Origin of the sequence: Plasticicumulans acidivorans, assembly GCF_003182095.1 — a bacterium.
Lineage (GTDB): Bacteria > Pseudomonadota > Gammaproteobacteria > Competibacterales > Competibacteraceae > Plasticicumulans > Plasticicumulans acidivorans.
This window is the reverse complement of sequence record NZ_QGTJ01000004.1, coordinates 1-13,908: the sequence shown is the minus strand read 5'-3', so window position 1 is coordinate 13,908 and position 13,908 is coordinate 1. Positions and strand designations below refer to the sequence as shown.

Sequence of the window (13,908 nt, the reverse complement as noted above, 5' to 3'; positions counted from 1 at the left end):
CATTTTGCCGCCGACCACCCGCCGAGCCCGCCAGCGGCACGCGGCAGGGGCTGGCGGACGACGGCGAACGGCACCAGGGCGGGACGATCAGCGCGGCGCGGCCGCCTGACGCAGCTGGGCCGGCGTGGTGCCGAGGCGGGCACGCAGTACCCGCGTCATGTGCGCCTGATCGGAAAAGCCGCACAGCGAGGCGACTTCCTTGACGGCGAGTGCGCCGTCGGTGAGCAGCCGGCGCGCACGCTGCACGCGCTGGGAGACGACATAGGCATGCGGTGCGCAGCCGAGCGAGGCACGGAAACGCCGGCTGAACGTCCACACACCGAGGCCGACGACCGCCGCCAGCTCATCGAGGCTGAGGTTCTCGTGCAGCCGTGCCTCGATGAACTCCTGCAGACGGCGCAGCTGCAGTGGCGACAGCCGCCCTTTCGCCTGCGGCTCGCGGTAGCTGACGCTGGCGTAGTGGCGCAGCAGGTGCACCGCGAGCTGCACGCCGAGCGCCTCGACGTACAGCGCCCCGCCGATGCCGGCGCCCTGGGCCTCCTGGGTGACGGCGTCGGTGATCGCCATCAGCGTCGGGTCCTGCGCGCGCAGCAGATCGTGCAGGCGCACCTCGGCGACCGGACGTTCCATCATGTCGTCGGCAACGCGCGCCATCAGCGCATGCGATACATAGACGTGCGACACCACGATGTCCTGCGTCCAGTGCCAGTGCGAGGGCTGCGAGACCGTCAGCAGCGAAATGTCGCCCGGCGCGCAGGAGGTGCGCGTCCAGCGCTCGTCGAAACAGCGGTCCATCGGCGTCTGCCCGCTGCGGTAGCGCACCAGCATGTAGTGGTCCATCGGCGGAATCGGCACGTCCAGGCCGCGGTAGCAGTAGGTGCGCTGCTTGACATCTTTCCAGCCCAGATCGTCGCTGGCCGACAGCACCTTGCCCGGAACCCAGATCGGCAACTGCTCGGGCGTGATAAGTGAGGCCATGTTTTGCCGCCTCCCGAAAAACGTACGCTCAAAGTAGAAGTGGGAGTAGCTCCCGGCAACGTGGCACGGCGCTCGCCGGGGGACGCCGCCGGCGCCCGCGCCATGCGGGCAGGCCACGGCGCGGCGCAACGGGCCGCGAACGCGCGGCCGGGAGCGGGCGCGAGCCGGCTCAGAACACCTTCATGTAGCGCAGATTGATCCGCGACTGCTCCTCGAAACCGTTGTCGACATCGAGATCGCGGCCGAGCTGCAGCTGCAGCTGATCGCTCGGCGTCACCTGGTAGGTGGCACTGAGCAGGAAGTTGGTGGTGTTGGTGCGATCGTCGAGCTTGTGGCCGTCGACGCGGTTCTCACCGCCGTAGCGCCACGACAGATAGGGCGAGATTTCGAGCTTGTCGCTGACCTGGAAACGCAGCGCCGCCTGCAGGTGATAGAGCGTCGAAGTCTCCAGCCGCGCGCTGCCCGCGCCGTAGTCGTTGTTGTCACCGAACCACTTGGCATCGGCGGTCAGATCGAGCTTGGTCTTGCTCCACAGCGGCGTGATGAAGCCGGCCTGCAGCGCGAAGGCCCAGCGGTTTTCACCGAGGTTGAGCGCGTCCTTGCGCTCGTACTGACCGAAGGGCAGGAACAGGTACGGCGCGATGCCGAAATAACGCCCGCTCTGCGCGTCGTTGAGCAGCCACAGCGTCATCGCCAGGATCGGATCACCGAAACCGCTGTTGCTGCCGAGCGCCGAGGCATCGTCACTGGCACTGAGGCGACCGAACGGCAGCAGGATCTGTGGATCGATGGTGTAGCCGCCGATCTGCGCAAAATGCACCGCACGCAGGATGCCGACGGTGGAATCGAGCGAATTCTTGCCCGGCAGCTTGTCGCCGTCGGCATAGAGCGCATCGCGATGGGCGAACTGGTAATACACCAGCACCAGATTGGTACCGGGCGGCGCGGCGGTGTAGTCGCCGGGGGCGACGTCGATGGCGGCGGCAGGCTGCGGGAGCAGCGCACTCAGCGCCAGAGCGAGGCCGGCGCCGAGCGCGCGCGGCCGCAGACTGCTGTCGATGAAACGCAGCATGGGGGTTCCCTCTTCTGGTGGTGGTCGAGCCTGTTTCAGTCACGTCGCAGCGTGACGGCCGCTGCGGTGGCTCTGCCGCGGCGGCTTTCTGGATGTATCCGGCGACCCGCGGACGCTGGCGGCGGCAGCGGGCCTTTCATGCAAACGTGAGTTCTACCTCCCCATCAGCCCGCCCTCGCCGGCACGGACAATGGTGCAAATAGCGGTTCTGGTTTCGCCATGCGCGAAAAGCTGTAAAACCGACACTAGGCAAGCGCGCCGCCGGTGGTCTTGAACGATCTGGGCAATTCCTTGAACGAAACGGTGCCGGCCATACTCCGCCGCGCGGCCACCGACGGTAAGCGAGCAAAAACGGCGCATTTCGCCCAGAGTCATGCAGGCGCAAGTCTGGCTTTTCACGGAGTCGAACCAAGATGCCAAGCTCCTTGCTCAACGCCCGCACGAGCTCACCGGTGGCGTTCTGGAAGCATCACCCCGGCGCCGATGAATGCACCGAGGATCTGGTCGCTGCGACGCTGGCGTTCCAGCAGGCCACCCAGTGCGATCTGGTCAAACTGATGCCGGCCGGCCACTACCAGGTGGCCGGTCGCGGTGTCCACGGCGTCTGGCAGGGCGATGCCCTGGGCCGGCGCAGTTTCCTCAGTCGCGCAGTGCAGCAGCCGGCGGACTGGGCACGGCTGTCAGCCGCGCTGACGACGCAGGAGCGCGCCATAGTCGAGGCCGCACGCCGCGTGCGCCGCGCACTCGACCCGCAGCGGCCGCTGCTGGCGACGGTGTTCGCACCGCTGACCCAGGCCATGATGCTGGCCGGCAGCGAATGCCTGCAGACACATCTGCGCCATGCCGGCGAGGCGGTGCAGGCCGGCCTCGCGACGCTGACGGCGGCCACGCAGACCCTGATCGCGGCCTACGCCGAAGCCGGCGTCGACGGCATCTACCTTGCCGCGCAGCACATGAGCGACGCCCTGGTGCCGTTGCCGCTGTATCGCAGCTGGGCGCGCGACAGCGACCTGCAGACGCTGGCAGCCTGTGCCGATTTCGCCGGCAACGTCCTGCATGTGCATGGCAGCGGCGTACATTTCGAAGCGCTGCCGAGCAACGGCCACTGGACGATCCACTACGAGCTCGAACCCGGCAACGCCACGCCCGAAACCTACCGCCGGCACACCCGGCTGGCGGCGGCGATCGGCCTGCCCTTTGCGATCTGGGACGATGCCGCGGCCGTCGACGCCGCGATCGCCGCAGCACTGCGGCGCTTCGGCCAGCGCACGGCGCTGTTGACAGGCCCCTGCGTCGTCCCGCTCGCTGTCCCCACTGCCCGCATCGCCACCTGGATTCGCCATGCCCGCCACGCTGCCGCTCGATCATCACGGTCCGACTGAACTCAGCGCCACCCCGTGGGACGCCACGGATCTCGACCGCCCGCTGTTCGCGCGCTTCAGCGCCTGCGTCGAGCAGGCGGGCGGGCACGCCGCGGTCATCGATACCGACGGCCGCGTCTGGAGCTACGCGCAGCTGCAGCACACAGCGCTGTGCCTGGCGGCGCAGCTCAGCGCATCCACGGCTCCGGTGGCGATCCTGCTGCCCGCCGGCGGTGCGCTGGCGGCGGCGTTTCTCGGCGCCCTGGCCGCCGGGCGGACGTATGTCGCACTCGACCCGGCGTTCCCGCCCGAGCGCAACCGGCTGATCCTCGCGCAGGCCGGCGTCGACTGCATGATCTGCACGGCCAGCACCCGCCACTGGCTCAGCGCCGCACCGGCCGCCTGCCGCATGATCGACATCGATGCGCTCGACGGCGAGCCGCTGCCGACGCCGTGCGGGCATGCCAACAGCATCGCCTACATCATCTACACCTCCGGCAGTACCGGGCAGCCGAAAGGCGTCTATCAGGATCAGCGCGGCCTGCTGCATGACGTCATGCAATACAGCCTGGCGGTTCACCTGCACGCTGGCGATCGCCTGAGCTGGCTGTATTCGCCGAGCGTCAGCGGTGCGATCCGCGACATCTACGCCGCGCTGCTCAATGGCGCCACGCTGGTGGCAATCGACATCCACGCCTGCGGGCTCGCCGGACTCGCCCGCATCGTTGCCGCGCAGCGGCTCAGTGTGTTCCACGCGATTCCGCCGCTGCTGCGCGCCTTTCTGCAAAGCGAGCCGCCGCCCGCAGCACTGGCCACGGTGCGCCTCGCCTATGTCGCCGGCGATCGCTTCTTCGCCAGTGACCTGGCGCTGTTCTACCGCAGCTTTGCGCCACACTGCCTGATCTACAACGGCATCGGCTCGACCGAATGCGCCACGCTCTATCGCCACTGGTTCGTCGATGCCGCGCGCGTACAGACGGCGCTGGTACCGGTCGGTCACGCGCTGCCGCAGCGCGAGGTCCGCCTGCTCGATGCGCAGGGCATACCGGTCGCGCGCGGTGACATCGGCGAGGTCGAAGTCTGCAGCCCATTCATCGCCCGCGGCTACTGGCGCCAGCCGGCGCTAACCCAGCGCTGCTTTCGCGATGCGCCGCAGCGCCCCGGCTGGCGCTGCTTTCGCACCGGCGACCTCGCCCGCGAACGCGCCGACGGCCTGCTCGAATTCGTCGGCCGCAAGGACGGCCAGATCAAGATCCGCGGCCACCGCATCGAAACCGGCGCCGTCGAGGCCGAATTGCGTCGTCTGCCCGGCGTGCGCGATGCCGTCGTGCTGGCGCTCGGCGCCGCCGAGGCGACGCAACTGGTCGCCTGCCTGTGCGGCACGCCGCAGCCGGAATCGCAACTGCGCCAGGCCCTGCGGCGCACGCTGCCGGAAGCCTGCGTGCCGACGCACTTCCAGTGGCTCGAACGCATTCCCAGCCTGCCCAACTTCAAAGCCGATCTGCAGCGGCTGAAGCAGCAGCTGACACCGGCACCGGCGGCCGGCAGCGAGCTGCCGGCAGATGCGCCCTGGCCGCAGCGGCTGGCGGCATGCTGGAACGACGCGCTGCGCCGTCACGGGCCGATCGACACGCAGTGCAGCTTCGCCGATCAGGGCGGCGATTCACTGGCGGCGATGAGGCTGCTGGCCCTGCTCGAAAAAGCCTGCGGTCGCTCGCTGCCGATCGCGCTGGTCCACCGTCAGCAGACCTTCGCTGCCCTGTCGCAAGCCTTGGCCGCCCTCACCGACGGCCGGCCGTGCCTCATCGTGCTCTCCCCCGGTTTTCCGCGGCTGGCCGAATTCGCTCACGGCCTGCGCGAACAGCTCGACGTGCACCACATCGTGGTCGATGCCAGCACCGAAGCGACGCCAGAGGCCCAGGCAGCCGCCGCGGCGGCACAGATCCGCGCCCTGGCGCCGGACACGGCACTGCACCTGCTGGGGCTGTCGTACGGCGCCTGCGTCGCCTTCGACACCGCCTGCCGGCTGCACGCGGCCGGCGTCACGGTCGCCAGCCTCAGCGTCGGCGACATGGGACCGGCTTACGCGGCGTCGCCACGCCTGCACCTCGGCGGGCGGCTGCGCCAGATCCGCCGCATCCTCAGCGGCCGCGAAGCCCCCGCCCTGCGGCGCAAAACGCTGCGCCTGCTCGAACGCGCCCTGCCCGCCGCGCCGGCCGAACGCCTGCTGCAATACCTGCTGCGGCGGACCCGCCCGGCACCGCAGCACGGACTCGCCAGCGAGCTCGGCGCGCTGCTGCGCCAGCGACAGCTGAGCCGCTGGCAGCCCGGCCACCTCCCCGGCGCGATCGGCGTGCTGGTCGCCGAGGCCGGCCTCACCGAGAAATGGCGTCTGCCGGCCGATCTCGGCTGGAGTGCACACGCCGACAGCGTCCGCATCTGTCGCCTCGACGGTGGCCACGGCCAGCTGCTCGATGCCGCCAACGAGCCGCGGCTGCGCCGTTTCCTGCTGGAGCAGATGGGCCTGCTGCCACCCGCCGCGCACCGGGTCGATATGCCGCCACGCTCCTGAGCGATGCAACGATTTGGGTTCTACCCGGCCGGATGCCGCACTACCGTGAGTCCAAAGCCGAATACAGCAAACGCCGGGAGTTTTGCGATGAAAGCCTTGCCAGACATTCACCTGTCCATGCTCGATCTGGTCGCCGTGCGCGAGGGCGGCAGCGTCGCCGATGCGCTGGCGATCGCGGTGCGCGGTGCGCAGCACGCCGAAACACTCGGCTTTCGCCGCTACTGGCTGGCCGAACATCACAATATGGCCGGCATCGCCAGCTCGGCGACGGCGGTGCTGGTCGGCCACATCGCCGGCCAGACCCGGCAGATCCGCGTCGGCTCCGGCGGCATCATGTTGCCCAACCATGCGCCGCTGGTGGTCGCCGAAGCCTTCGGCACGCTGGCCGAGCTCTACCCCGGGCGCATCGACCTCGGCCTCGGCCGCGCCCCCGGCACCGACCCGCTGACGATGCGCGCCCTGCGCCGCGAGCGCGTCGAGACCGAAGCCGACTTCCCGCGCGAGGTCGAGGAGCTGCAGCGCCTGCTGGCACCGGCCGCGCCCGGCCAGCGGCTGATCGCCATGCCCGGCGCCGGCACCGAGGTACCGATCTGGCTGCTCGGTTCCAGCCTGTTCTCGGCGCAGCTGGCGGCACAGCTCGGCCTGCCCTACGCCTTCGCCTCGCATTTCGCGCCGCGCATGCTGCCGACCGCGCTCGACATCTACCGCCGCCACTTCCGCCCGTCGGCGCACCTCGCCGCCCCCTACGTGATGATCGGCGTGCCGCTGGTCGCGGCGCCGAGTGACGAGGAAGCTGTCTACCTCGCCAGCAGCGTGCAGCAGCGCGTGCTCGGCATCGTCCGCGGCGAACGCCGCCGCCTGCCGCCGCCGCGCGAGCAGTTCATGGACGGCCTGCCGCCGCGCGAACGTGCGGCGATCGAGGACTTCCTCGGTGCGGCGGTGATCGGCGGGCCGCAGACGGTGCGCGCAGGCCTCGCCGCACTCGCCGAGCGCAGCGGGGCCGACGAGTTCATGCTGGTCTGCGACATCTTCGATCCGCCGCTGCGCCTGCGCGCGCTCGACATCGCCGCGGCCGCCTGCCGCGACTGACCCCGCCCCGCCACCGGCAAGCGCTTGCCGAGGAGTCCGCTCATGTCCCCTGCCGAATCGCTGCACGAGCGCGTCTGCGGCGCGCTGATGGGCGCCTTCATCGGCGATGCCCTCGCCCTCGGCCCGCACTGGTATTACGACCTCGATGAACTGCACCGCGACTACGGCGCATGGATCGACGACTACCGTGCGCCCAAAGCCGGCCGCTACCACGCCGGCCTGGCCGCCGGCGAGCTGTCGCAGGCCGGTCATCTGCTGGCACTGACGCTGCACTCGCTGGTCGCCTGCGGCGGCTATGACGAGGCCGACTTCTGCCGGCGGCTCGACGAGGAGCTGTTCCCGCAGCTCGACGGCACGCCGTACTGCGGCCCCGGCGGCTACACCAGCCAGTCGATCCGCGAAGCCTGGCAACGCCGCGTGCGCGAGCAGCGGCCGTGGGGCGAGTGCGCCGGCCATGCCGACACCACCGAGGCGGTCGAGCGGGCGCTGGCGATCGCCGTGCGCTACGCGCTGGCGCCGGCGGCGCTGGCCCGGCACGTCGCCGCCAACACGCTGCTGACCCAGTGTGATGAAACCGTGGTCGCGCTGAGCGTCGCCTACTGTGCGGTGCTCGGCGAGCTGGTGCAGGGTCATGCGCTCGATGCCGGCATCTCGGCCCGGCTGATGGCGCGGGTGAAGGCCGGCGAGCTGCCGTTCCACGCCGTCACCGTGGCGGCGCTGCAACCGCCGGCGCCCGGCGGGCCGCTGCCGGCGCGCGTCGGTCAGTTCGCCTCACCCGATGCGCTGCTCACCCCCGGCTGCGTCGCCGCGGCCGCCGTCGACCCCGGTATCCGCATCGAGCCGGCGTGGAAGGCGGCCCTGGTCTATGGCATGCCCTGCGCGATCTACCACCAGCTGCCGGCGGCGTATTACCTCGCCGCGCGCTTCCCCGGCGATTTCGAGTCTGCGGTGCTGCACGCGGTCAACGGCGGTGGACAGAACCAGGCGCGCGCGATCCTCACCGGCGCGCTGGCCGGGGCGCAAAGCGGCCTCGGCGGCATTCCGCCGCGCTTCATCGACGGTCTGGCCGACGGCGCCGCGCTGCTGGCGCTGAGCCGACAGCTGGCGGCGCAGATCAGCGGCTGAGCGCTCAGCGCTCGATGACGAATTCGGCGCGGCAGCCCTTGTCGACCCAGATGTTGTCGCGATCGAAGCCCCAGCTGCGCTCATACTCGCAGCGCTTGTCGGAGAGCTGGCGCACCAGACGCACGCCCCCCGAGCCGATGCGCGCCCGGCAACGCGTGTAGCCGCGATCCTGCGATTCGCAGCGCAGCAGCGTCTGCCGGCCCGAGCGACGATCGTCGTAGCCGCCACGCGAATCGTCGCGATAGGGATCGCGGCGGTAGTCGTCACGGTAATCGTCCTGGCGATAGTCGTCGCGGCGGCGGTTGTCATCGTCATAGCCGCGACCGCCCCGTCCGTCGTAGACGATGAATTCGGCGCGGCAGCCGTCGTTGACCCAGATGCCGTGGCGGTCATAGCCCCAGCTGCGCCCCTGCTCGCAGTCGTCGCGGCTGAGCTGGCGGCTGAGGCGCACGCCGTCGCGGGTATCGGCCGGGCAGCGGGTGGTGCCGTTGTCGACGGACTCGCAGCGCAGCCGCGTATCGGCCGCGGCGGGTGCATTCCATAGCAGCAGACTGCCCAGGCAGCCCAGCACCAGGCCGTAACGGCGCAGCCGAGCACATGAAACAGAAGCCTTCTGATACATCTTGAACAGTTCTCCGTGGCAAAAGCGGGGTCTGCGCCGACTGCACACCGGGCACGGCGCAGCTACGCCAAGGGTACTGGCTGCGCGCCGGCTGGCCAGCTCCCGACCACAAGAAAACCACGCCGCCCGGCGTGAGCACGACGACCACGGCAGGATGACAAGCGGCCGACCGCGCAGCGGCGCGAACGCCTGCCGCCCCGCCGCGGGTGAGCGACACCGCCGCGCCAGCCGCCTGGAGCATCACCGCGGCGCCAGCCGCTCTGGAGAATCGCCGCGACGCACTGCCGCAAGCCGCGCGGCAGCTTTTTCTGTCGCTCCGCGATTCACTCGACAGGGAGCGATGGCGACAGCAGCAGGCTCATGGCGTGCGCGCGAACCCGTCGGGCGCCACCGGCTCGAACCATTGCACCGCGCGGCCATCCTTCACCGGCTGAACGCTGAGATAACTGAAGGGGCTGCCCGGCGCCGCACCATGCCAGTGGCGCTCGTTGGCGGCGAACCATATGCAGTCGCCGGCGCGCACCTCGCTGATCTCGCCACCTTCGCGCTGCACCCGTCCCACGCCATCCACGACGAAAAGGATCTGCCCGCACGGATGCGCATGCCAGTGCGAGACCGCACCGGGTGCGGCGAACACACGCAGGGCGGTCATCTCGCCTTCAGCCTCGCTCGGAAACAGGCTCTGGATCAGGAACGGCCCGCTCATCATGCCGGCGGCGACCGGCACGATACCGCTGCCGGCACGCCGGATCGTCATCACGGCGGGCAGTGATGGGCTGGATGCGGACGGATGACTCATCGGTCGGCGCCCTCCTGCAAAGCCGCTGCGGCGACGCCGGAGGCGAACGACCAGTCATCGAGCGTCGAGTGGGCGAGCACCACCATCACGTCCGCCGGGCGGACGCCGGGCGCTTGCGCCAGATGGCTGACCAGCCGGCGATAGAACGCGCGCTTGGTCGCCGGCGTGCGGGCTTTGCCGGTGGTGATATGAAAGAGGACGAAGTCATCCGAACGCGGACCGCCGAGGTAGCAGCGGTCGAAGCGCAGCTCCTCCGGCCGGTGCTGATGAATGACCACGAAGCGGTCGTTTTCCGGCACCTCGAAACATTCGACGAGCGCGCGGTCGAGGCTGTCCGCCACGGCGCCCAGATAGTCGGCGGACTTCCCCGCCAGCAGTGAGATTCGGGTGAATGGCATGGCAATGCTCCGCTGAGTGTTGACAGCCGCAGGGTGGCGCCACACGATCGTCCCGAAAATCAGATTATTTTTAATACTCAATCCTAAAAAACAGGACGATTGCAGTGCGCCTCACCAATCTCGACATGGATGCGCTGCGCAGCTTCGTCGCCGGCGTGGATGCCGGCTCGTTCGCCCGCGCCGCCGACCGGCTCGGGCGTTCGAGTTCCGCGGTCAGCGCGCAGCTCAAGAAACTGGAAGACCAGACCGGCGTTGCGCTGCTGCGCAGAGCGGGACGCGGCCTGAGCCTGACCGACGGCGGCGAAGCGCTGCTGTCCTACGCGCGCCGCCTGCTCAGCCTGAATGACGAGGCCCTCAGCGCCGTGCGCGGCATCGAGCTGGAAGGCTGGATCAGGCTCGGCCTGCAGGAAGATTTCGGGGAGACGGTCTTGCCGCATGTGCTGGGCCGCTTCGCGCGCGCGCATCCCAAGGTGAAGATCGAAGGCCGCATCGCGCGCAACGGCGAACTGAAGGAGAAGATGGCCGCCGGCCTGCTCGATCTGGCGCTGAGCTGGGATGACGGCACCGCCGCGACCGCGGAGCGGCTGGCCACGCTGCCGCTCTGCTGGCTCGGCGCCGCCGGCGGGCAGAACGCCTGGCCTGCGCACAGCGGCGAACCGCTGCCGCTGGTTGCCCTCGAAGCGCCCTGCCTGCTGCGCACGCTGGCCTGCGAACGGCTCGACCGACAGGGGCTCGCATGGCGGATCGCCTTCGTCAGCCCCAGCCTCGGCGGACTATGGGCAGCGACCGCGGCCGGCCTCGGCATCGCGCTGCGCACGCCGGTCAGCCATCCGCCCTCGGTCCGTGTGCTGGACCCGGCCCGGCACGGCCTGCCCGAGCTGCCGTCGCTCGGCCTCGTGCTGCAGCGGGCCGCCCCGGACATCGGCCCGCTCGGCGAACATCTGGCCGCGATCATCCGCCAGGCCCTGCATGAAACCCTGCCCGCCACGTACCTGCCGCCCGCAGGCGACGCGTTCCAAGCATTGCCTGGCTGAGGCAGGAAGCGGCACACGGGCGCGGTGTGCCGCGTGACCGCCGCGCGGGCCGCCGGCTCAGGCGGCGCAGTCGCAGGCCCGCCGCGGGCCGGTGAAATCCGGCCGCGCACGGCCGCGGGGCATCATCCACGGCGGCGCGGGTCACGTGGGCGGGCAGCAGGTGCCATGGCTCGCCTGACCGACGCCGGGCTCGATGGCAAGCGCCCGCACCGCGTTGACCCGCCGCGCTGCAGCCGGGATTGCCAGGATCGGCGACGTTCACAGCCACCGCCATGCGGCAGGACTCGACAGACCTGCCGCACGAGAGCACCGGCGGGCGGGCCGAGTTTTGTACATGTGCGTACGCATTGCACCTATCCGGGCGTTTGTGCACGCGATTTCTCATTGCAGAGGGGACAGAACTGTGAGCTGCGTGACAGGCGATGAACCTGCCACACGGTAGCGTGACGAACCTGCGGCCACGCTCGCGGATCGAGCGTGCCGCAACTCCGGCCCAGGCGCCGGCCGCGATTCACGCCGCACAAGGAATTCTCATGAAACAGCTCTCCGCCACGCTCTCGCAACTGATCGGCACACCCTGCTGGGGGGTACGTCACGATCAGGGCGCTTTCGTCACCCTCGAATTCGGCACACCGCGGCTCGACATCCGCGACGGCAATCCGCACGCCGCGCTGCCATCGCAGCGGCGCCGAAAGATCAGCGTGCGTGGCGAATGGCGTTTGTGGCTGTACGCCTGTAACTGGACTTATGAGGAATCCGGCGAGCTGATCGCCCACAACGACAGCTCGGCCGCCGGCATCGCCCACGCGCTCGACCGGCTCGACAGCCAGAAGCTCACGCGCATCCACACCTCGGCGACGACCGGAGCGACCTCGTTCCTGTTCGAGGCATCGAGCCGCCTCAGCGCCCAGCCGCTCGAACCCGAGGAGCCGCTGTGGCACCTGTACATGCCCGCCGGCGAGGTGCTCAGCGTGCGCGCCGGCGGCTGGGTCAATGTTTCGCGCGACGGCACACCCTGCGGCGAGGAGAACTGGGCACGCCTGCCGGAGGACTTCAGCACCCATGCCTACCACAGCAGCGGACTGCAGATGCAGCTGCCGAACGCCGCCGTCTGGGCCGGGCGCATCCGTCGCGATCTGCTGTGAGTGCAGTCGTTTAATTTAGCTAATGACTATCGAACAACTAAAAACAATCAATTTCACCTAGGCGTTCAGCTGTAGCACGCTGTAGCCATGCCGACGGCCGTACCGTCGGGACTCGCGCGGCTGCGCGGGTTTGCGCCGTGTGTCTTCAGGAGATGCCGCCATGTACGCCACGCTCGATTCAGCCAGCCTCGACCTCGGCCCTCTCGCGGCCTGTCCGGCGCACCGGCCGGTGCGCTCGCCGCTGGCGCGCGGCCTGCTGCTGGCGCTCGGCGTGAGCATGTTCGCCCTCGGTGCGCTCGGGCTGGTGCTGCCCCTGCTGCCGACGCTCGCCTTCTGGCTGGTCGCGGCCTGGAGTCTGGTGCGGGCCCGGCCGGCACTGGCCACGCCACTGCTCGAACACCGCCGCTTCGGCCCGACGCTGCGCGACTTCCTCTGCTACGGCGTCGTCCGCCGCCCGGCCAAGCGCATCGCCATCGGCGGCATGACGGCGAGCCTCGCCGGCAGCGTGCTGGTGCTCGAACCGTCCTTCGCGCTTGCCGCACTGGTCGCCACCTGGGCGACGGCGAGCGTGTGGTTCGCCAGCCGCCCGGAAGGCTGAGCCGCACCGCCGGGAGGCAAGCGGTTCGATGCTTGCATGACGATACCCGCAGCGCCGCCCGCGGCTGACTGCCTCATTACAAGCATTTGAAACCGCTGATGAAGGCCGGCCGTGCCCAGCACGCACTGTCGGCTTTCGTCGTGGCTTGCGGAGGATTCGCCACGATGAACCTGAGCTACTGGGTCCAGACCTGCGAGAACTGGACGATGACGAATCACCCCGGTGAACGGCCGCTGCTGTTTCGCCATTCCGGCACGCTCGACGGTGTCTGCAGCCGCCTCGGCGTGCTGCCGCTGATCACCTTCGTCGATGAGGCCAATTACGAGTACCGGCTGTGCGACGAGGTCTGCGGCGAGCCCGAGGAAGATGAATTCCTGCTCGATCCGCTCACCGGCCTGCCGCTGCGCGTCGAGGACAACCGCTGGTTTGCGGCCAGTCGCGGGCTGGAAACCTTCAGCGCGCTGCGCAGCCAGCTGCTGCGCGGGGTGCTGCCGGGCTGCAACGCCGCCGACACCGCGGCGCTGCGCAGCGAGGTGGCCGAAGTGCTGAGCATCCTTGAGCCGGTCGCCGCGCGCGGCGGGCGCTTTCACTTGTGCGTGGTCTGAAGCGCCGTCGCGCGCAGACAAGTCCTCGACGCCGGCCGGCAAGTGCGCCGGGGGCACTCGGCTAAGCTTGAGGCGTGGTCCACATGGACACATCCGCCCCGCTCCCGCGGGAGAGACCGCATGCCCGGCATGCGGCGCCGAAGGCGCAAGTGCCCGAAAACGCTCAGGCAAAAGGACCGCGGGAACACATGGTCGGCTCTGGAGAGCGGTCGCGTCGACGACCCACCGAAGGAGAGGACGCCGCCTGCCGGCGCCCTGAATCTCTCAGGTAAACGGACAGAGGGGCATCGTTTCGAACGCCGTCGCGCGGCTCGCACCGCATGTCGCGCACCGTAGCCAACCGTTTGCAGGAGATGCCCCCGTGTTCCACAAGTCGATGAACATTGCCGATTACGACGCCGAGCTGTTCGCTTCGATGCAGTCCGAAGCCGAGCGCCAGGAAGCGCACATCGAGCTGATCGCCTCGGAAAACTACGCCAGCCCGCGCGTGCTCGAAGCCCAGGGCTCGGT

Annotated in this window: 13 protein-coding genes, 1 pseudogene and 1 riboswitch; of the genes and pseudogenes, 9 read left to right on the top strand and 5 right to left on the bottom strand. The window is 69.6% G+C overall.

Annotation, left to right across the window (positions count from 1 at the left end):
• Positions 1-87: 87 nt before the first annotated feature.
• On the bottom strand, positions 88-978 hold the full coding sequence (locus C7443_RS07920) for a helix-turn-helix domain-containing protein (protein WP_110018063.1): 891 nt from the start codon (positions 976-978) through the stop codon (positions 88-90).
• 169 nt (positions 979-1,147) lie between these two features.
• Positions 1,148-2,050 carry a transporter gene (locus C7443_RS07915; RefSeq protein WP_246004596.1) on the bottom strand — a complete coding sequence of 301 codons (903 nt, stop codon included), beginning with the start codon at positions 2,048-2,050 and terminating at the stop codon, positions 1,148-1,150.
• A gap of 413 nt (positions 2,051-2,463) precedes the next feature.
• On the opposite strand from C7443_RS07915, the gene C7443_RS07910 reads away from it, so the two are divergent.
• The 4 genes from C7443_RS07910 to C7443_RS07895 all read left to right on the top strand — a co-directional run bounded on the left by C7443_RS07910 (position 2,464) and on the right by C7443_RS07895 (position 8,197).
• Entirely contained in the window at positions 2,464-3,432 is a 969-nt protein-coding gene (locus C7443_RS07910; RefSeq protein WP_110018062.1) for a uroporphyrinogen decarboxylase family protein, read from the top strand.
• Positions 3,392-5,983, top strand: coding sequence for an AMP-binding protein (locus C7443_RS07905; protein ID WP_110018061.1), 2,592 nt, complete (start codon positions 3,392-3,394; stop codon positions 5,981-5,983). Before C7443_RS07910 ends, C7443_RS07905 begins: the two co-directional genes overlap by 41 nt.
• Positions 5,984-6,070: 87 nt before the next feature.
• Complete coding sequence (locus tag C7443_RS07900) at positions 6,071-7,072, top strand: LLM class flavin-dependent oxidoreductase (RefSeq protein WP_110018060.1); 1,002 nt, start codon at positions 6,071-6,073, stop codon at positions 7,070-7,072.
• 42 nt (positions 7,073-7,114) lie between these two features.
• Complete coding sequence (locus C7443_RS07895; protein WP_110018059.1) at positions 7,115-8,197, top strand: ADP-ribosylglycohydrolase family protein; 1,083 nt, start codon at positions 7,115-7,117, stop codon at positions 8,195-8,197.
• Between the two features lie 4 nt (positions 8,198-8,201).
• Here C7443_RS07895 and C7443_RS20605 read toward each other — a convergent pair whose 3' ends face one another.
• The 3 genes from C7443_RS20605 to C7443_RS07880 all read right to left on the bottom strand — a co-directional run bounded on the left by C7443_RS20605 (position 8,202) and on the right by C7443_RS07880 (position 10,016).
• Positions 8,202-8,819, bottom strand: a complete 618-nt coding sequence (locus C7443_RS20605; protein WP_110018058.1) for a DUF3011 domain-containing protein — start codon at positions 8,817-8,819, stop codon at positions 8,202-8,204.
• Between the two features lie 358 nt (positions 8,820-9,177).
• Entirely contained in the window at positions 9,178-9,618 is a 441-nt protein-coding gene (locus tag C7443_RS07885; RefSeq protein WP_110018057.1) for a cupin domain-containing protein, read from the bottom strand.
• Positions 9,615-10,016, bottom strand: a complete 402-nt coding sequence (locus C7443_RS07880; RefSeq protein ID WP_110018056.1) for a tautomerase family protein — start codon at positions 10,014-10,016, stop codon at positions 9,615-9,617. The genes C7443_RS07885 and C7443_RS07880 overlap by 4 nt, the downstream gene beginning before the upstream one ends.
• Before the next feature lie 104 nt (positions 10,017-10,120).
• On the opposite strand from C7443_RS07880, the gene C7443_RS07875 reads away from it, so the two are divergent.
• The 5 genes and pseudogenes from C7443_RS07875 to glyA form a co-directional block, all read left to right on the top strand.
• Positions 10,121-11,050, top strand: coding sequence for a LysR family transcriptional regulator (locus tag C7443_RS07875; RefSeq protein WP_110018055.1), 930 nt, complete (start codon positions 10,121-10,123; stop codon positions 11,048-11,050).
• Positions 11,051-11,583: 533 nt separating this feature from the next.
• The gene (locus C7443_RS07870) at positions 11,584-12,195 is read left to right on the top strand and encodes a hypothetical protein (RefSeq protein WP_110018054.1); all 612 of its coding nucleotides are present in this window, start codon (positions 11,584-11,586) and stop codon (positions 12,193-12,195) included.
• Between the two features lie 160 nt (positions 12,196-12,355).
• Entirely contained in the window at positions 12,356-12,793 is a 438-nt protein-coding gene (locus C7443_RS07865; RefSeq protein WP_110018053.1) for a YbaN family protein, read from the top strand.
• A 164-nt stretch (positions 12,794-12,957) separates the two neighbouring features.
• Positions 12,958-13,398: a hypothetical protein gene (locus C7443_RS07860; RefSeq protein ID WP_146213263.1), complete on the top strand. Its 441-nt coding sequence runs from the start codon at positions 12,958-12,960 to the stop codon at positions 13,396-13,398.
• A 97-nt stretch (positions 13,399-13,495) separates the two neighbouring features.
• Positions 13,496-13,587: riboswitch (glycine riboswitch) on the top strand.
• Positions 13,588-13,774: 187 nt separating this feature from the next.
• Positions 13,775-13,908 (top strand): annotated as a pseudogene (glyA, locus tag C7443_RS07855) (serine hydroxymethyltransferase); the annotation flags it as partial.